Source organism: Nonomuraea marmarensis (assembly GCF_043197025.1).
Classification (GTDB): Bacteria; Actinomycetota; Actinomycetes; order Streptosporangiales; family Streptosporangiaceae; genus Nonomuraea; species Nonomuraea marmarensis.
In genome coordinates, this window is record NZ_JBICRM010000006.1 from 194628 (window position 1) to 211575 (window position 16948).

Annotated in this window: 20 protein-coding genes; 13 read left to right on the forward strand and 7 right to left on the reverse strand. The window is 70.2% G+C overall.

The genetic code is table 11. The features are described 5' to 3' along the window. Window positions 1–44: 44 nt before the first annotated feature. On the forward strand, window positions 45–596 hold the full coding sequence (locus ACFLIM_RS12120) for a TetR/AcrR family transcriptional regulator (RefSeq protein WP_393164604.1): 552 nt from the start codon (window positions 45–47) through the stop codon (window positions 594–596). Between the two features lie 54 nt (window positions 597–650). Further along, window positions 651–1301 carry a DUF1707 SHOCT-like domain-containing protein gene (locus tag ACFLIM_RS12125; RefSeq protein ID WP_393164605.1) on the forward strand — a complete coding sequence of 217 codons (651 nt, stop codon included), beginning with the start codon at window positions 651–653 and terminating at the stop codon, window positions 1299–1301. Window positions 1302–1310: 9 nt separating this feature from the next. Here the strand turns inward: ACFLIM_RS12125 and glpX are convergent, their stop codons facing one another. Further along, a complete protein-coding gene (gene glpX, locus ACFLIM_RS12130) occupies window positions 1311–2345 on the reverse strand; it encodes a class II fructose-bisphosphatase (protein WP_393164606.1) in 1035 nt (344 codons plus the stop codon). A 221-nt stretch (window positions 2346–2566) separates the two neighbouring features. Here glpX and ACFLIM_RS12135 point away from each other — a divergent pair, with 221 nt between their 5' ends. From ACFLIM_RS12135 to ACFLIM_RS12145, 3 genes are read left to right on the forward strand one after another with little or no spacing between them, the layout of a single operon-like run. Continuing rightward, the gene (locus ACFLIM_RS12135) at window positions 2567–3175 is read left to right on the forward strand and encodes a TetR/AcrR family transcriptional regulator (RefSeq protein WP_393164607.1); all 609 of its coding nucleotides are present in this window, start codon (window positions 2567–2569) and stop codon (window positions 3173–3175) included. An 11-nt stretch (window positions 3176–3186) separates the two neighbouring features. After that, a complete protein-coding gene (locus ACFLIM_RS12140; protein ID WP_393164608.1) occupies window positions 3187–3717 on the forward strand; it encodes a DUF4245 domain-containing protein in 531 nt (176 codons plus the stop codon). Window positions 3718–3764: 47 nt separating this feature from the next. Beyond that, the gene (locus ACFLIM_RS12145) at window positions 3765–4001 is read left to right on the forward strand and encodes an exodeoxyribonuclease VII small subunit (RefSeq protein ID WP_393164609.1); all 237 of its coding nucleotides are present in this window, start codon (window positions 3765–3767) and stop codon (window positions 3999–4001) included. A gap of 3 nt (window positions 4002–4004) precedes the next feature. Here the strand turns inward: ACFLIM_RS12145 and ACFLIM_RS12150 are convergent, their stop codons facing one another. Then, entirely contained in the window at window positions 4005–4418 is a 414-nt protein-coding gene (locus ACFLIM_RS12150) for a nitroreductase family deazaflavin-dependent oxidoreductase (RefSeq protein ID WP_393164610.1), read from the reverse strand. 80 nt (window positions 4419–4498) lie between these two features. Between ACFLIM_RS12150 and ACFLIM_RS12155 the strand changes: the two genes are divergently transcribed. Then, window positions 4499–5098, forward strand: coding sequence for a TetR/AcrR family transcriptional regulator (locus ACFLIM_RS12155; RefSeq protein WP_393164611.1), 600 nt, complete (start codon window positions 4499–4501; stop codon window positions 5096–5098). Between the two features lie 15 nt (window positions 5099–5113). On the opposite strand, the gene ACFLIM_RS12160 is transcribed toward ACFLIM_RS12155, so the two are convergent. From ACFLIM_RS12160 to ACFLIM_RS12170, 3 genes are all read right to left on the reverse strand, one after another. Beyond that, window positions 5114–5470: a VOC family protein gene (locus ACFLIM_RS12160; RefSeq protein WP_393164612.1), complete on the reverse strand. Its 357-nt coding sequence runs from the start codon at window positions 5468–5470 to the stop codon at window positions 5114–5116. A 98-nt stretch (window positions 5471–5568) separates the two neighbouring features. Next, a complete protein-coding gene (xseA, locus tag ACFLIM_RS12165; protein WP_393164613.1) occupies window positions 5569–6792 on the reverse strand; it encodes an exodeoxyribonuclease VII large subunit in 1224 nt (407 codons plus the stop codon). A gap of 92 nt (window positions 6793–6884) precedes the next feature. Next, window positions 6885–7751: a hypothetical protein gene (locus ACFLIM_RS12170; RefSeq protein ID WP_393164614.1), complete on the reverse strand. Its 867-nt coding sequence runs from the start codon at window positions 7749–7751 to the stop codon at window positions 6885–6887. 101 nt (window positions 7752–7852) lie between these two features. Here ACFLIM_RS12170 and ACFLIM_RS12175 point away from each other — a divergent pair, with 101 nt between their 5' ends. Then, window positions 7853–8818 (forward strand): 4-hydroxy-3-methylbut-2-enyl diphosphate reductase, encoded by a 966-nt coding sequence (locus ACFLIM_RS12175; RefSeq protein WP_393164615.1) that lies wholly within the window; start codon window positions 7853–7855, stop codon window positions 8816–8818. On the opposite strand, the gene ACFLIM_RS12180 is transcribed toward ACFLIM_RS12175, so the two are convergent. Both ACFLIM_RS12180 and rmuC read right to left on the reverse strand, forming a co-directional pair. After that, window positions 8815–9324, reverse strand: coding sequence for a DUF6542 domain-containing protein (locus ACFLIM_RS12180; protein WP_393164616.1), 510 nt, complete (start codon window positions 9322–9324; stop codon window positions 8815–8817). The two genes, ACFLIM_RS12175 and ACFLIM_RS12180, sit on opposite strands and share 4 nt — an antisense overlap. Window positions 9325–9339: 15 nt before the next feature. Then, a complete protein-coding gene (rmuC, locus tag ACFLIM_RS12185; RefSeq protein ID WP_393164842.1) occupies window positions 9340–10605 on the reverse strand; it encodes a DNA recombination protein RmuC in 1266 nt (421 codons plus the stop codon). Between the two features lie 153 nt (window positions 10606–10758). Between rmuC and ACFLIM_RS12190 the strand changes: the two genes are divergently transcribed. The 6 genes from ACFLIM_RS12190 to ACFLIM_RS12215 all read left to right on the forward strand — a co-directional run bounded on the left by ACFLIM_RS12190 (window position 10759) and on the right by ACFLIM_RS12215 (window position 16910). Further along, window positions 10759–11094 (forward strand): hypothetical protein, encoded by a 336-nt coding sequence (locus ACFLIM_RS12190; protein ID WP_393164617.1) that lies wholly within the window; start codon window positions 10759–10761, stop codon window positions 11092–11094. 11 nt (window positions 11095–11105) lie between these two features. Beyond that, the gene (gene ychF / locus ACFLIM_RS12195) at window positions 11106–12182 is read left to right on the forward strand and encodes a redox-regulated ATPase YchF (RefSeq protein WP_393164618.1); all 1077 of its coding nucleotides are present in this window, start codon (window positions 11106–11108) and stop codon (window positions 12180–12182) included. Window positions 12183–12265: 83 nt separating this feature from the next. Further along, window positions 12266–12577, forward strand: a complete 312-nt coding sequence (locus ACFLIM_RS12200) for a hypothetical protein (RefSeq protein WP_393164619.1) — start codon at window positions 12266–12268, stop codon at window positions 12575–12577. A 597-nt stretch (window positions 12578–13174) separates the two neighbouring features. Beyond that, complete coding sequence (locus ACFLIM_RS12205) at window positions 13175–13930, forward strand: conjugal transfer protein (protein WP_393164620.1); 756 nt, start codon at window positions 13175–13177, stop codon at window positions 13928–13930. 81 nt (window positions 13931–14011) lie between these two features. Next, window positions 14012–14257: a hypothetical protein gene (locus ACFLIM_RS12210; RefSeq protein ID WP_240779991.1), complete on the forward strand. Its 246-nt coding sequence runs from the start codon at window positions 14012–14014 to the stop codon at window positions 14255–14257. A gap of 55 nt (window positions 14258–14312) precedes the next feature. Then, window positions 14313–16910: a TcpE family conjugal transfer membrane protein gene (locus ACFLIM_RS12215; RefSeq protein ID WP_393164621.1), complete on the forward strand. Its 2598-nt coding sequence runs from the start codon at window positions 14313–14315 to the stop codon at window positions 16908–16910. The last annotated feature ends 38 nt before the right edge of the window (window positions 16911–16948 follow it).

Consider the following 16948-nt stretch of genomic DNA (forward strand, 5'->3'; position numbering starts at 1 on the left):
CCTCGAATATAAAACGAGGCACTGTGTCTTGTAAAGTGAGCGCCATGGTTGGCAGACCGCGCAGCGAAGTGGCCAGGAAGGCGATCCTCCGGGCCGCGCTCGACCTGTGCGCCCGCGACGGATACCACAACGTGACCATGAAGGGCATCGCCCAGGCGGCGGGCAGCGGCAGGCAGACCGTCTACCGCTGGTGGCAGACCAAGGCACAGGTCCTGATGGAGGGCCTGACCGACATCCTGGCCACGGAGTTCCCGCCGACGCCCGACAGCGGCGACCCGCGGGCGGATCTGGTGACGTTCCTGGAGCAGACGTTCGCGCTGGCCCAGGGGGTGGCGGGGCAGGTCGTCGTGGGGCTGATGGCCGACGCCCAGACCGATCCCGGGCTGGCCGCCGAGCTGCGGGCCAGGATCATCGGGCCGCGCCGCGCCGCCTTGCGGGCCGTGCTGGCGCGCGGGGCCGTACCCGCTGACGTGGACCTGGAGCTGGCCGTCGACCTCGTCTTCGGCGCGATGTGGTACCGGTTGCTCAACCGCCACGCCGAGGTGAACGAGGAGCTGGCCGAGGAGATCACCGGACTTCTGGCGCGAATCCGCTGATGCGGGTCCGTTCGGGACGAGCGAATCCTTCTCGCGCCGGTTATCGTCTGATGTGTGAACGAACGCGCGGGGTCGTGGTTGCCGAAGCTGCAGGAAGTCGGAGAGCGCCTGGCCGAGGAAATCGTGTCGGCCCGCCGTCCCCCCGCGACGAGCGGCGCGCCGCAGCCGCACGAGCTACGCGCGTCCGACGCCGACCGCGAGCGCATCGCGCAGGTGCTCCAGGATGCCCACGCCGACGGCCGGCTCACCCTCGACGAGCTGGAGGAGCGGCTCGGCGTCCTCTACGCCGCGCGCACGCTCGGTGAGCTGGCCGGGCTCACCATCGACCTGCTGCCCGCCGAGGAGCAGCCGCTCAACCTCGACGACCGCCCGGTGTCGGCCATCTTCAAGAAGGAGCAGCGCGGCGGGCGCTGGGTCGTGCCGGCCGAGCTCGAGGTGACGGCCATGTTCGGCACCACCAAGCTGGACTTCCGCGATGCGATCCTGCAGAACCGGCAGATCATTATCAACGCCACCCTCGTCTTCGGCGGGCTGGAGATCCACGTGCCCGAGGGGCTCGAGGTGATCAGGGTCGCCAAGGGCAAGACCGTGCGCCTGACCAAACAGCCGACCGAGCCGGGCGCGCCCGTGGTCGAGGTACGCACCACGAACTTCGCCGGCGAGGTCAAGGTCAAGGAGCCACCCCGCCGCAAGCGCCGCCGCTGAGCGTGCCGCTCAGCCCGCGGTGTCGAAGTTGATCGCACTGTACGCCCGCAGCTTCCAGAGCTGATGCTCGCTCTCGATCTTGCGGATCGTCCCCGACCGGCCGCGCATCACCAGCGAATCCGTCACCGCCGAGCCCGCCCGGAACCGTACGCCCTGCATGAGCTCGCCCCGCGTGATCCCGGTCGCCGCGAAGAACACGTCGTCGGACCTGACCAGGTCGTTCGTGGTGAGCACCTGGCTGAGGTCATGCCCGGCGTCCACCGCCTTGCCGCGCTCGGCGTCGTCGCGCGGCCACAACTTGCCCTGGATCACGCCGCCCAGGCACTTGAGCGCGCACGCGGCCACGATGCCCTCGGGCGTCCCGCCGATGCCCAGCATCAGGTCGATCCCGGTGCCCGCGCGGGCCGCCATGATCGCGCCGGCCACGTCGCCGTCGGTGATGAACTTGATCCGCGCGCCCGTCTCCCTGATCTCCTTGACCAGCCGCTCGTGCCTGGGCCGGTCGAGCACGACCACCGTCACGTCGGACGGCGAGCAGTGCTTGGCCCTGGCGACCGCGTTGACGTTGACAGACACGGGGGCCTCGATGTCCACCACGTCGGCCGCCTCCGGGCCCGTGGCCAGCTTCTCCATGTAGAACACGGCCGACGGGTCGTACATCGAGCCGCGCTCGCTCACCGCGATCACCGACACCGCGTCGGGCATGCCCAGCGCGGTCAGCCTGGTGCCGTCGATGGGGTCCACGGCCACGTCGCAGTCGGGGCCGCTGCCGTCGCCGACGCGCTCGCCGTTGTACAACATCGGGGCGTGGTCCTTCTCGCCCTCGCCGATGACCACCACGCCGTTCATGGAGACCGTGTTGATCAGCTGGCGCATGGCGTTCACCGCCGCGCCGTCGGCGCCGTTCTTGTCACCTCGGCCAACCCACCGGGCCGCCGCCATCGCGGCCGCCTCCGTGACGCGGACGAGCTCCATCGCCAGGTTTCGATCCGGGGCGCGCTCGCCCGTGGCGAGCGCCGCCGGGACCGATGTCTGATCGGACATGATGAGTGGCCTCCTCGTAGGACGTCTACGTCGATGGTAGATGCCTCTCTTTTCCCGGTTTGATGGGGATAATCCGGTACGCACTGGTGGGGGGTGACATCGGTAAGCTTCGACATGGTTGCCCTGCATAAACGGAGAACGGATTTGCGCCATACCGTGTGCGTGTCAAGGATCTTGCCTCCACCATGGAGCATGGCGCCCCGCCGTGGAGGAGATCCCTGATGAGCGATGTCGAAAACGTGGTCGCCCAGCCGCGCACGTCCGAGCGCGGCGCGGCCACGCGTAGCTCGCTGCTCGCCGCCGCCAGGGAGGTCTTCGTCTCCAAGGGTTTCGCCGAGGCGGGCGTGACCGACGTGGTGGCGAAGGCCGACGCCAGCGTGGGCAGCCTCTACCACCACTTCTCCGGCAAGGCGGACCTCTACCTCACGTTGTTCGAGGAGTTCCAGGCCGCACAGTGGCAGCGGACCAAGCAGGCCGCCCGCGCGGCCCGGGCCGCCGGCGAGGACGACCCGATGCGCGTGTTCATCAGCGCCGCTCGCGCCTATCTCGACGGATGCCTGGAGGATCGCGAGCTGGCCGCGCTGTTCCTGCGCGGCGACGGCCCGCCCGGCTTCGACGTGGTCATGCGCGACCGGCTGCGCAAGTGGGCGCAGCGCAACGCGGCGCTGTTCGAGGACGAGCCGGCGCTCGTCGTGGTGATCACCGGGGCGCTGGCCGCGGCCGTGTCCGAGGTGGTGCTCTCGGGCGATCGCGGCCTGGCCGAGGACGTGCTGGCCATCATCGGCCAGATCCGCCCGGCCACTTCCGCGACCGCCTCCGCCAGCGGGTAACCTCGCCAACTGTGCGACGGTTCACCCAAGGTTTCTACGGCTACGCGGTAGCCCTGTTCGTCTGCCTCGCCGGGGCCGGGCTCTTCCTGCTGGTCACGCCGCAGAGCCGGGAGGAGCACATCCCGCGGCTCGACTACTCGATCACCGTCGCCAACTTCGGCCACGCGGTCCCGTACGGTGTGTGGGCCCCGCCGAAGGACCCGCCGGGCTGGATACCCAACAGCAACAAGATCGCAGTGGGCGAGAACGGCGCACAGGTCCTCTACCTCGGCTTCGCCACGGCCAAGCGGGAGCACGCGATGTTCGTGCAGAGCAACGAGCAGCCGGCGGCCGGGTTCGTCGGCCGCATGGCCAACACCGACAAGGCCGCCGGCACGCAGCAGGTCGGCGGGGTGACGTGGGAGCAGCGCTTCCGCTCGGACAAGAACCAGCGCTCGCTGGTCCGGGTGCTGCCCGAGGTGACGCTGGTGATCATCGGTACGGCCGACTGGCCCGAGCTGGCCGAGCTGGCGGGACGGCTCCAGCAGCGGCCCAAGGGCTGACCGCGCCTGGTCGGCGGATGTCGGTCACCACGTCTAGGGTGGTGACCGTGGCAGACGACAAGGCACCCTCATACGAGCAGGCCCGCGAGGAGCTGACCGAGGTGGTCCGCCGCCTGGAGACGGGCGGGCTCACCCTGGAGCAGTCGATCGAGCTCTGGGAGCGCGGCGAGAAGCTGGCGGCCGTCTGCGAGGAGTGGCTCCAGGGGGCTAGGGTCAAGCTGGCCGCCGCCATGGCCCGCAGGTCCGAGCCCACCTCGGGCCACGCCGACGACGCCCCCTTCTGACCGTCAGGCGGTGGTGCGGTGAAGTGCCACCACGGGGATGCGGCGGCTGGTCCTGGCCTCGTATTCGGCGAACCCCGGCGCCTTCGCCACCATCCTGGCATAGAGCTGGTCACGCTCCTCGCCCTCGACGAGTAGGGCCTTGACCTCGAACTTCTCCGTCCCGATCTCCGCCGTCGCCTCAGCCGTGGCGCGCAGGTTGTGATACCAGGCCGGGTGGTGGTCCGCGCCGCCGTTGGAGGCGATGACGACATAGCGGTCGTCGTCCTCCAGATACATCACCGGCGAGGTGGTCGGCTTGCCGCTCTTGGCTCCCGTGGTGGTGAGCAGCACCAGCGCCGCGCCCTCGAACATGCCGCCCACCCGGCCCTCGTTGGCCCGGAACTCGTCGATGATCTGCTGGTTGAACTCGTTGGGCATCCTGACTCCTTGAATCGGAGGAATCTCCGATTCGGAGCCTAATCGGAGGAACCTCCGCTTACAAGCGGTATGCTCCATCCGTGCGCGGACATCGATCGTTGCCCGTCGTCGGGCAACCCCAGCAGGAGCGGGCCGACGCCGCACGCAACCGGCAGAAGATCGTCGAGGTCGCCGCCAGGATGATCGCCGAGCGCGGCGCCGACGACCTCTCGCTCGACGAGGTGGCCCGCGTGGCCGGCGTCGGCGTGGGCACCGTCTACCGGCGCTTCGGCGACCGGACGGGGCTGATCTACGCGCTGATCGACGAGCGGGAACGACGGTTCCAGGCGGCCTTCCTCTCCGGACCGCCGCCGCTCGGCCCAGGAGCTCCGGCCTTCGAGAGGATCACGGCGTTCCTGTACGCGCTGGTGGACCGCATCGTGGACCAGCAGGGGCTGTTCATGTTGCTGGAGAAGGGGGCGAAGACCGGCAAGTACGGCGGGCCGTACAAGGTGCACCACATCCACCTCGCGAGCCTGCTCGCCGAGGCCTGCCCGCGCGCCGACGCCGCGTTCCTGGCCGACGCCCTGCTCGCGCCGGTCAACGCCTGCCTGATCGCCTACCAGCGGGAGGAACGCGGCCTGACCATCGACGACATCAAGTCCGGCCTGGCGAGGCTGGCCGCGGCCGTCACGCGCTAGGCCCTGCGGGCCGGCTCAGGTCATCAAGCAGAGCAGGTTGCCTTCCGAGTCCTTGAACGCGGCCATCCGGATCTCCCTCCCCGGCGTGCCGAACGTGCCGTCGTCCGTGAAGATCAGATGCGGCTCCTCGACGATCGCCACCTCGTGCGCCCGCAGGCGCGCGACGTCCGTTTCGAGGTCGTCGGAGGCGAGGTACAGGACGGCGGGCGGCGCGCCCTTCTCGATCAGCAGCCGTACGCCGTCGAGGTCGAAGAAGGCGAGCCCCGGAGGCCGGTAGGTGGCGATGTGCCGCAGGCCGAGCACGTCGCGGTAGAAAGCGGTGGCCCTGTCGAGGTCGTCGGCGTGCTGGGCGACCTGCGTGAGTCCTCTCATGTGCCGAACGTAGACCCCGAACCGCCGGTGCGCCCCCAGTTTCGCCGCGCGCTCTCCGCATGCACGGTCGGGGCGTCTCGGCCTCGCGCGGAGGGCGGTCAGGAGGTTTCGGTTTCGCCGGGGTCCTCGGCGCGGACGGTGAGGCGGTCGTCGGTGAGGCGGATCGTCAGCAGGGCGCCGGGGGAGACGTCCTTGGCCAGGCGTACCACTTCGCCTGACGGGTGCTGGACGATGGCGTAGCCGCGCTCCAGGGTCGCCGCGGGGGACAGGGCGACGAGCCTGGCCCGCAGGTGGGTGAGGTCGTCGGTGGCCCGGTCGAGCGAGCCGGTCAGCGAGCGCCTGGCCCGGTCGCGCAGCGCCTCGACCTGCTCGGCCCTGCGCTCCAACTCCCGTACGGGATCGGCCAGCGAGGGCCGTGACCGCACCGACGTCAGCCAGGACAGCTCGCGGTCGAGCCAGCCGCTCAGCACCCTGCGCCCCCGGTCGCGAAGCTGGCGCACCAGCGTCAGCTGCTCGCCGACGTCGGGCACGACCTTCTTGGCCGCGTCGGTGGGCGTGGAGGCGCGGATGTCCGCCACCAGGTCGAGCAGCGGGCTGTCCTGCTCGTGGCCGATCGCGCTCACCACGGGGGTGCGGCAGGCGACGACCGAACGTACGAGCGTCTCGTCGGAGAACGGCAGGAGGTCCTCCAGCGAGCCGCCGCCACGGGCGATGACGATCACGTCGACCTCGGCGTCGGCGTCGAGCTTGCGCAGCGCCTCGGTCACCTCGCCCACCGCGTAGGGCCCCTGGACGGCCACCTCCTCGACCTTGAACCGCACGGCGGGCCAGCGCCGGCGCGAGTTTTCCAGCACGTCGCGCTCGGCTGCGGAGTCCCGGCCGCAGATGAGCCCGATCGTGCTCGGCAGGAACGGCAGCCGCCGCTTCCTGTCGGCGTTGAACAGCCCCTCGGCGGCCAGCAACTGCCTGAGCCGCTCCAGCCTGGCCAGCAACTCGCCCACTCCGACCGGACGGATCTCCAGCGCGGTGAAGGCGAACGAGCCTCTGTTGACCCAGAAGTCGGGCTTGACGTGCACCACGACCCTGGCGCCGTCGGCCGGCCGCGGCACGGTCGCCTCGTAGACGCCGCGCGGGGCGGTGACCCTGGCGGACACGTTGGCCACCGGGTCACGCAGGGTCAGGAACACCGTGCCGCCACGCGCGCTCAGGTCGGTGATCTGCCCCTCGACCCAGACCGTGCCGAGCCTGCCGATCCAGCCGCCCACCATCTGCAGGACCGTGCGGATCGGCAGGGGAGACTCGGGTGTGGTCTGCGAGGCCATGGAGGCAGACTACGGGGGAGCTCCGCTTCCCCGAAGGATAGGACGCTTTCTTCCTCGCCTTTGGGGGGTTCGCGGGGGCTCTCCCCCGCGGGTTATTCGGCGGCCTGCAACTTGGCGAGGCGGTTTTCGAACATCCGGATGACCTCGGGCCGTGCCGTCGTCGCCCGCTCGAAGGTGAGGAAGTCGCCGATCTGCTCGGCGGTCTTGCCCCGCATCCTGGCGCGCAGGGAGGCGACGGTCAGCTCGGAGTAGCCGGGCAGCGGCTCGGCCAGGTCCACGGCGACGGCCGCGGCCGCCGGCTCAGCCGCCGCGGCGGGCTCCTCCGCGACGGCGGCCTTGGGAGCGGCGGGTGCGGCCTTCTCGGTCACAGCGGCCTTTTTCTCGGCGGCGGGCGCGCCGGCAGCGGGCGCCTCAGGAGCGGCGACCGGCTTGGCCTCCTCCGCCACGGCGGCCTTCGGCTCGACGGCGGGGGCCGTGGCCGATGCGGTGGCAGCCTCGGTCTCGGGGGCGGCCTTGGGGGCTGTCTCGGTCTTCGGGGCGGCCTCGGGCTCTGTGATGGTGGCCGTGTCGGTCTTGCCCGCCGGCGCGAAGATGACCGGGTCGGGCTTGGTCTTGGCGGAGCCGTTGGGCTCGGCGGTGCCGGGGCGCGGGGCGAAGATGACCGGCTCCTTGCGAGCGGGCTTGTCGTCCGTACCCTTCTCGTCGGCCTTCGAGTCGGACGGCGCCGCGGCGACCTGGTCGGCGGCGGAGGGACGGGAGTCGTACTCCTCCTCGCGCTCCTCCTTCTTGCCGAGGCCCCTGATCGAGTTTTTCACCCGATCCACGAGCAGCAGCGCCTGCCCTGCGGCGCTGAGCGTCGTCTGGACGACGAGCAGCGGAAGGTCCTTGGCCTTCTCCTTCAGCTCATCCTTGCTGGTGATGGTCTTGGTGATGTTGCGTATCACGTCGCTGAGGGACATGAACGTCTCCCTGGGAGGTCAGTATTGGACGGTCAGTCTGGCAAACCGCGGGCAACCATGCACGCGCGGGCCTGATGGCCGCTCCACGTAGCATAGAAAGTATGGAGCCCCAGACCCCCACTTCCCGCCGAGTCCTCGTAGCCAAGCCACGCGGATACTGCGCCGGAGTCGATCGAGCCGTGGTAGCGGTCGAGAAGGCTCTGGAGCAGTATGGTGCCCCGATCTACGTACGCAAGCAGATCGTCCACAACACCCACGTCGTCAAGACGCTGGAGGCCAGGGGCGCCGTCTTCGTCGAGGAGACCGAAGAGGTGCCCGAGGGGGAGATCGTGGTCTTCTCCGCCCACGGCGTCTCGCCCGCCGTGCACGACGAGGCGAAGCGGCGCCGGTTGCGCACGATCGACGCTACCTGCCCGCTGGTCACCAAGGTGCACAACGAGGTGAAGAGGTTCGCCGGGCAGGACTATGACATCCTCCTGATCGGGCACGAGGGCCACGAGGAGGTCGAGGGCACCTCGGGTGAGGCCCCCGAGCACATCCAGCTCGTGGACGGGCTCGGCGCGGTCGACGACGTACGGGTGAAGGACCCGAGCAAGCTGGTGTGGTTGTCGCAGACCACGCTGTCGGTCGACGAGACCGTCGAGACGGTCGCCCGGCTCAAGGAGCGCTTCCCCACGCTGATCGACCCGCCGAGCGACGACATCTGCTACGCCACCCAGAACCGGCAGGTCGCGGTCAAGGAGATCGCCGCGGAGTCGCAGCTCGTCATCGTGGTCGGCTCGGAAAACTCCTCCAACTCCAAGCGGCTGGTCGAGGTGGCCAAGGACTACGGCGCGGACGCCTCGTACCTGGTCGACAATGCCGAGTACATCGCGGACGAGTGGCTCGAAGGGGTCACCACGGTCGGCGTGACCAGCGGCGCGTCCGTCCCGGAGGAGCTGGTCGAGCAGGTGCTCGCGCGGCTGGCCGGGCACGGGTTCCACGACGTGACGGAGGTCGAGCCGGTGCAGGAGAGCATGCGCTTCGCCCTGCCCCACGAGCTGCGCAAGGACCTCCGGGCGTCCTAGTCCTCGCCCCGCGGAGTGCCGTACACCTTGGGCTCGTAATAGCCCTCGGGCTCGGGCACGAACGGCTGGCGCGGGCGCGGCACCTCCGCGCCCGCCTTCAGCTCTTCCCGCAGCTCCCGTACGTTGTCCCGCAGCCCGCGCCGCCACGCGACGCCCAGCACCACGGCCGAGCCCGCGAACAACCACGGCGCGCCCCGCGTCAGCGACGTGTAGAGCCCCAGCGCCAGCGACTGCACGATCGACACCGAGCCGAACGCCCGCCCGAGCTCCACGAACAGCGTGGCGCAGAAGAACACCAGCGGCGGTGTCACCACCAGCGACAACAGCTCGCGCCGGTTGACCAGGAGCACGCCCAGCAGGCTCGCCAGCACGAACGCGACCCCGACGATGTACTGGACGTCGAGCAGGGCCGTCAGGACATATCCGGCCAAGGTGGCGACCAGGGCGAGTGCGATGGCACCGCGAGCGGTCAGCCTGACCGCCGGACGCCTGCCTCGTTCACCCACTGACCCACCCCCCGTTTATTGCGACCCGTTGGCCAACTTACCGTTCGAATGGGAAAACAGAGGCGAGGTTTCCAGCAGTTCGGGGGAGGCCAGGGGTCTGGGCAGCCCGTCGAGCATCTCCGGGGATTCCAGCTCGCCGTCCACGACGCCCAGATCGTGCAGCTTGCGCGCGGTGACCAGGACGCGGCTTTCGAGCGAACCGACCGACTTGTTGTACGCCTCCACGGCCCGCGTCAAAGCCCTGCCCAGCGAGTCGACGTTCCTGCCGAGGGACGACAGCCGTTCGTACAGTTCCTTGCCCAGCTCGAACACCGCCCGCGCGTTCTCGCTCAGCGCGGCCTGCTGCCAGGCGTAGTGCGCGGTGCGCAACATCGTGATCAGCGTCGTCGGCGTGGCGATGTGCACCCGGCGCGTCATGGCGTATTCCAGCAAACTGGGATCGCGTTCGAGCGCCGGGGCCAGGAACGCCTCCCCGGGGATGAACAGCACCACGAACTCCGGCGACGGATTGAACCCCTGCCAGTACGCCTTGGCCGCCAGCCGGTCGACGTGCTCGCGTACGTGCCTGGCGTGGGCGTCGAGCCTGACCGTCGCCAGGGACTCGTCCGACGCCTCCGCGGCCTCCAGATAGGCCGCCAGCGACACCTTGGAGTCGACCACGATGTTCTTGCCCCCGGCCAGCCTGACCACCATGTCGGGGCGCATGGCGCCTTCCATGACCTGTTCGTCGAAGTCGCAGAAACGCTGCATTCCGGCGATCTCGGCGACCCTGCGGAGCTGGAGCTCGCCCCACCGCCCGCGCGCCTCGGGCCGTTGCAGGGCTCTGACCAGGGCGGTGGTCTGGGAACGCAGTTGCTCGTTGCTCTGCCGGACGAACTCCATCTGCTTGGCCAGCTCCGCCCGCGCCGCCCGCTGGCCCGACTCGGTGTCGCGCAGCTGTGACTCCACCCGGGCCAGGGCGTCCTTCAGCGGCTCCACCAGGTGCTCGACGGCCTGCCTGCGCTGGTCGAGATCGCCCGTGGCCGCCGCGCGGCTGGCCGCGAACCTGGTCTCGGCCAGCTCCAGGAAGCGGACGTTGTTGACGTCGAGCGCGCGCGTGGACAGTGCCTGGAACCGCTCGGTCAGCTGCTCCTCGACGTAGACGAGCTTCTCGGCGGCCGACTTGGCCCGCGCGTCGGCCTCGGCCACCCGCACCGCCGCCCGCGTCCTGGCCACCAGGAACCCGATGACCAGCCCGACGGCGAGGCCTATGAGAAGCGAGACGACGTCCACTCCATCGATGATTGCAGGACATCGGGCGCGCATCTTCCCGACACGCTCGGGCGTTCCGGTTGTCCGCCGCATCGTCCGTCACGCAGAGTAGTGAGATGAACGCGATTCCGCGGCTGGCCGCCGTGGCGGCGCTGGCCGGAACGATCACCGCGTGCTCGGGAGGTGACCCGCCGCGCCAGCAGAGCCGCCGCGATCACACCGGACGCGCGGACCTGCCCGCCCGGCACTCTGGACACCCTGCGCGACAACACCTCGCGCGTGATCTGCCTGGGCCCCGGCGGCCAGGTGCTCGACCGTGGATCGTGCGTGACCAGGCCGGACACCGACGTGATAGCCAGATCCGCCGTCACCAGGACATCCTGCGACGCACCCCTGGCCTGGGCCCGCGTGTTGTCCTTCGAGACCTCAGCCGCCCGCTGCCCGGCGAACTCGGAGCGATACCTGCAGGCTGACCGCGCCTTCCGTCCCGTGACCTGTCTGGACGTGCTGAGCAAGTAAACTCAACGTCCGTGAGTCTTTCCATAGGCATCGTCGGGTTGCCCAACGTCGGCAAGTCCACGCTCTTCAACGCGCTGACAAAGTCCGGCAACGCACTCGCCGCGAACTACCCGTTCGCCACCATCGAGCCCAACGTGGGCATCGTTGGCGTGCCCGACGACCGCCTGCCCAAGCTGGCCGAGATCTTCGGCTCGGCCCGCATCCTGCCCGCCAAGGTCGAGTTCGTCGACATCGCGGGCCTGGTCAAGGGGGCGTCGGAGGGGCAGGGCAGGGGCAACCAGTTCCTCGCCAACATCCGCGACACCGACGCGATCTGCCAGGTCATCCGCGTCTTCAACGACCCGGACGTCACGCACGTGGACGGCGAGATCTCCCCCAAGCGCGACATCGAGACCATCAACACCGAGTTGATCATGGCCGACCTGCAGACGGTCGAGAAGGCCATCCCGCGCCTGCAGAAGGAGGCGCGCAACAACAAGGACAAGAAGGTCGCGCTGGAGGCCGCGGAGGGCGCCCTGAGGGTCCTGGAGACCGGCAAGACCATCTTCGAGAGCGGCCTCGACCGCGACGAGCTGCGCGAGCTGCACCTGCTGACGGCCAAGCCGTTCCTGTACGTGTTCAACCTCGACTCCGACGAGCTGGCCGACACGGCGCTCAGGGAGCAGTTGTCGGCGCTGGTCGCCCCCGCCGAGGCCGTCTTCATGGACGCCAAGATCGAGTCGGAGCTGGTCGAGCTCGACGAGGAGGAGGCGCTGGAGCTGCTCCAGTCGGTCGGCCAGGAGGAGTCGGGGCTGCGCCAGCTGGCCAGGGTCGGTTTCGACACGCTCGGCCTGCAGACCTACCTGACGGCCGGGCCGAAGGAGACCAGGGCCTGGACGATCATCAAGGGCGCCACCGCGCCCGAGGCGGCCGGCGTGATCCACACCGACTTCCAGCGCGGCTTCATCAAGGCCGAGGTCGTCTCCTTCGACGAGCTGGTCGAGGTGGGCTCCATCGCCGGCGCCCGCTCGGCGGGCAAGGCCCGCATCGAGGGCAAGGACTACGTCATGCGCGACGGCGACGTGGTGGAGTTCCGCTTCAACGTCTGATCCCGGGACAACTGAGGCGTCAACCACTTTGGGCCCCCGCGCGTCGAATCGTCACGGCGTTCACGCTGACTCGGGAGGCCCTCATGATCCGCGAGCTCCGTCGCATCATCCGGAGAAGACCACGCCCTGCGCCCACGCTCGCCGGCATAAGCCTCGAGGAGGAGCTGGCCCTGATCAGGGTCGAGCTCATGTACGGCCTGCGCGTCAACCGCGAGGCGTACCTGCGCAGGAAGGTCGACGAGCGCAACGAGATGGCGACCCGCATGCGTGCACGCGATGCGGCCGGCATGCTGGCGGACCTGCGCGGTTCCCTGGAGCGGGCGGTGCGGCCGACCGTCGTGGACCTGCACAGCAGGCGGCAGGCGCACTCCACACAGGACCCGGAGCCCGCCTGACGACCCCCTCCGCTCGCGACCCATACCGAATGCGCAGGTCGCGAGAGTCCAAGAGTCCATGCCTGATTTGGACAGGAATCCGTGGCTGCCGCGCTATGCGATTTTAGGCGTCTGGCCTGGTCAAAAGCCGATTCCATCGGGAAGTGACAGGAATCGGCACTACGGCGTGTCACGCGTGCCCGGTTTGCCGTCAGGGCTGTCATGCCTGCAGCATGGGCGTGGCTTTCCTGGAAGAATGGCGGAGACCGGATAAGGTGACTACTTCACCGCGGATGATGGGGATCGGCAACGGACGACACCGCGCCAGCCGGGGGGATCGGCGCGAGCGGAGGCGTGATGGCTCGTAGGTCTACCGTCCAGCACGATCCTCGGATCGCTGGCGAGCCCGAGCTTTCCGTGCGCCCTGACACAGCCGACTTCGGCACGCCGCCGCCTCGCAGGCCGCGCCGCGGCGGCTGGTCGGGCGGCGGCGGACGGTGGCTGGTGTGGACCGGCCGCATCATTCTCTGGGCGCTTATTGCGGTTATCGTGGTGAATGGGGTTCGTGCCCCATTTGAGCGGCTTACCCAACAAGGTGCCGCGACGACTAATGGCACCGTGCAGGCGCACGACGGATTCCCCGCCGACCGGGGCATGGCTTTCGCCGCCCAGTTCGCCGGGGTCTATCTGAATTTCAACCCGGAAGACGCGGCGAGCAGGTCACGCAAGCTGGCGGCGTTCCTGGCCGAGGGCATGGACCCGCAAATGGGCTGGGACGGCTTCGGCCAGCTGGCGGCGGTCGCCATCCAGCCGTACGACATCGAGACGTCCGACGCCAAGAACGCCGTGGTCAGCGTGGCCTTCCAGTCGGGCCCGCGCCGGCTGATGTTGTCCGTCCCGATCTACTACTCGGGCGACGCGGGCGGCGGCAGGTTCGCCGTCGTCGGCCGCCCCGCGATCCTGCCCGCCCCGGCTCCGGCCGACGTGCCCCAGGTGGCGCCGCCGGAGATCGACGAGGCGGCCGCGACCGAGCTCAAACCGCAACTGGAGGGCTTCTTCAAGGACTACGCCTCCGGCGACGCCGCCGGGCTCCAGCGCTACGTCGCCGCCGGCAAGAGCCTGCCGAGCTTCGGCGGCACCTTCACCTTCGCAGAGCTCAAGCAAGTCGTGGTGCCTGTGGGGGGTGCCACCCGAGAGATCCAGGCGGTCGTGGTGTGGGTCGTGCCGAACGGCGACGTCCCGCCCACCCCCAACGCCACCGACCCAGCGGCGGTGGGCGGGCGGCTGGAGCAGGCCTATCGTCTGACCGTCGAGAAGCAGGGCGACAAGTGGTTCGTCGCCGACATCCGCGGCGCCGGTCGGGTCGTTGGATAGAAGCACGGCCGCGCTGCTGATCGGTACCCCCCGGGAGGACAAGAAGTGACCTTGAAGACCGTAGTGCTCACCTTGATCGAGATGTCGCCGACGCCGACGCCGACCGGCATCGACACCGGAGGGCTCGCGAACTTCCTGCGCGCGTTCTTCGCCCCGTTGTTCCTCGTCGTCGTCTCCGTGGTCGCGCTCTTCTTCCTCTTCACCCGCGAGATCACGCGATTCGTGCAATTCCTGATACTGGCTGTGGCCATCGGGGTGATCTTCTACGTTCCCAACATCATCGAGGTGACGGCGAAGGCGATCGCGGGCGCACTGGGCATCAAGTAAAGGGTTGGGACCGCTCCGCGGCGGTCATGTACGAGCGGGTGGAGAGGAGGACCGCGTGGACCTGCCCACGTATACGAACATCTGGCGGATAGAGAAGCGGCTCTACAAGCTGTACGACCTACGGCTGCCGATGCCGCTGCCCATCGTCTGGATCGGCGTGTTCGTAGGGGTGTTCGTGCCGTGGTCGCTCCTGCTGGTCCTGGTCGGCGTGCCGGTGGCGATGCCGTGGCACGTGCTGTTCCTGGTGCCGCCCGGGATCGTGACGTGGTTGTCCACCCGTCCCGTCATCGAGGGCAAACGACTTACCGAGCTGCTGGAGTCCCACCTTCGCTACCTCGGCCAGCCGAAGGCCTGGTACCGCCTCGCGCCCCTGTCCGAGCCCGAGACGATCACGTTCTCCGGCCGCGTCTGGCGCACCACTCCGGCGCGGGCCAAGTCGAAGGCGCCGCGCAAGGCGCGCCAGCCGCAGCGCAAGCGCGAGGGCCAGCGGATCACCGGTCCCCGCCAGGTCCGCCCGGCGGTCGCCGCCGCGGCGGCCGCGGCCGCGCAGGCCCCCGTCGCCGACCCGGCGACCACCCGCACCGGCTGGGGCACCCGCCGCGGCACGGCGCCCGCCCTCACATCCCGGGTACGCCAGGCGGCCCCGTCCCCGGCACCGGAGACCACTTCTGGGCCGGTACGGCGCGAGGAAGGGCTCTCAGGCGGCCCTGGACGCCGTCAGGGGGCGCCGCTGACCGATGACGCCGCCACGATCGCATCGGTCGAGCGCGAGTCGGGCAGGAAGCCTACGGGGATCGGCGACCGACGCCGCTCCGATCGAGACGCCGCCGCCCGGGAAACCGCGAGCCGGGAGATCGCCGCCGGTCAGATCACGGACTCGGAGGCCGCCGCCGGACGGCGAGTTGCCCACGGGCCGAGCGCCGCTCAGGAGACCGCGGCCCAGGAAAGCGCGGGGAGTGGATCGGCCGGTGAGGCGGAGGTCGCGCGTGGGGCGGTCGTGCCGATCAGGACGGGGGAGAGCCGCAAGCCCGTGGCGGGCAAGCCGATCGACACCGAGGCGCTGCGGCGGCTGAGGAGGCTCGCGGCGAGCGCCGACGCGCCGGCCGAGCCAGCGGGCCGGTCCGATCGTTCCGACGATGATCGGCGCGGCGGGGAGCGGCGCGAGGACGAGGTCGCGCGAGACCAGCACAGGAAGGGGCAGCCGCCCCGGCTGGGCCCGGCGCTGGTGCTATCGGGCACGCAGCGGGTCTGGCCGCCGCTCAACCCGGACGCCAAGCCCCTGCCCCGCCCTGCCAGGAGCGACCGGACGGAGGACCGCGACGAGGCCTCCCCCAGCGCTACCGCAGGTCCAGGCGCCACCGGCCCGCAGGGACCGACCCGGCCGGGCGACGTGCCATCGGGCGCGGCCTCGCAGGCGCCGGACGAGCTCCCGGGCAAGCAGGCGGCGGCGCACGACGTTCCGGCGGGCAAGCAGGCAGCGGGCCACGACGACTCGGAGCACACCGTCCCGCAGCGGCCGGGCGACGTAGGCGATCGTGTCGCGCCTGGACCGGGTGCGGGCGACGACCGCGTCGCGTCGGGGCCGGGTGCGAGTGACGCCCGGCACGCCCTGACCCTCGGCGACCGGATGACGCCGAGGCCCGGCGTGGACGACGAGTTCGTGGCGCCCGTGCCCGTTCCCAGGCCGGGTGAAGGCCGGGTGCGCAGGGTCGAGTCCGTGGTGGGACGCGACTCCGGCGGGTGGCGGCGGATCGCGCAGGTGGTCGTCGGCGGTGGCGGGGTGCGGACCGACGGGTCCGAGATCGACGAGGCCAGGGCCCGCGGCGTGTTCAGCGGAAGCAGGAGGGTCGTCGTCCTCGGCTGCACCGGCGGCGCGGGTCAGAGCACCACGGCGCTGATGCTCGGCCACACCTTCGCCAATTACCGCGACGACAGGGTCGTGGCCGTCGACGCCAACACCGGCGGCAGCACCCTGACCAGCAAGATCCAGCCGGAGACCCCCGAGACCCTCACCTCGCTGCTGTCCGGGCTCGACCGGGTCAGCGGCTATCTCACCATGCGCGGCTACACCACCCGGACTGCCTCGGGGCTGGAGGTGATCAGCGCGGACACCGACGCGGGCGCCGAGCAGCGGCTGGCGGACCGGTCGCTCTTCTCCGACCACCGGCTGGGCGCGTCGATGCGGCTGCTCGACCGCCACTACAAGCTGGCCGTCATCGACCCGGCCGCGGCGCTGGCGGCCAGGATCCTGCCGTACGCGGACCAGCTCGTGCTGGTGGTCCCGGCGAGCGAGGAGGCGTCCGAGGCGGTGGCGATGACGTACGAGTGGCTCGACGGGCACGGCTGCGCGGAGCTGCGCAGGCGTGCGGTCATGGTGGTCAACGGCGTGAGCAGGCGTTCGATGGCCGACGTCGAGCAGGCGGAGTCGGTGGCCAGCGGCAGGTGCCGGGCCATCGTCAGGGTCCCCTGGGAGGACGATCTCGCGCCCGACGGCGCCGAGGTCGTCGACCCGGGGCTGTTGCGCGCGGCCGGGCGGCGGGCCTACCTCGCCCTCGCCGGTGTCGTGGTCGCGGGCTTTGCGGCACAGACCGTACGACCGAGCGAAGAGGAGTTGGCGAGTGACCCCCCGGGCACGAGAATCGGTGAGCGATAAGTGAACAAGCGAGCAGGTCTGGCCCGTTCATGCGCCGA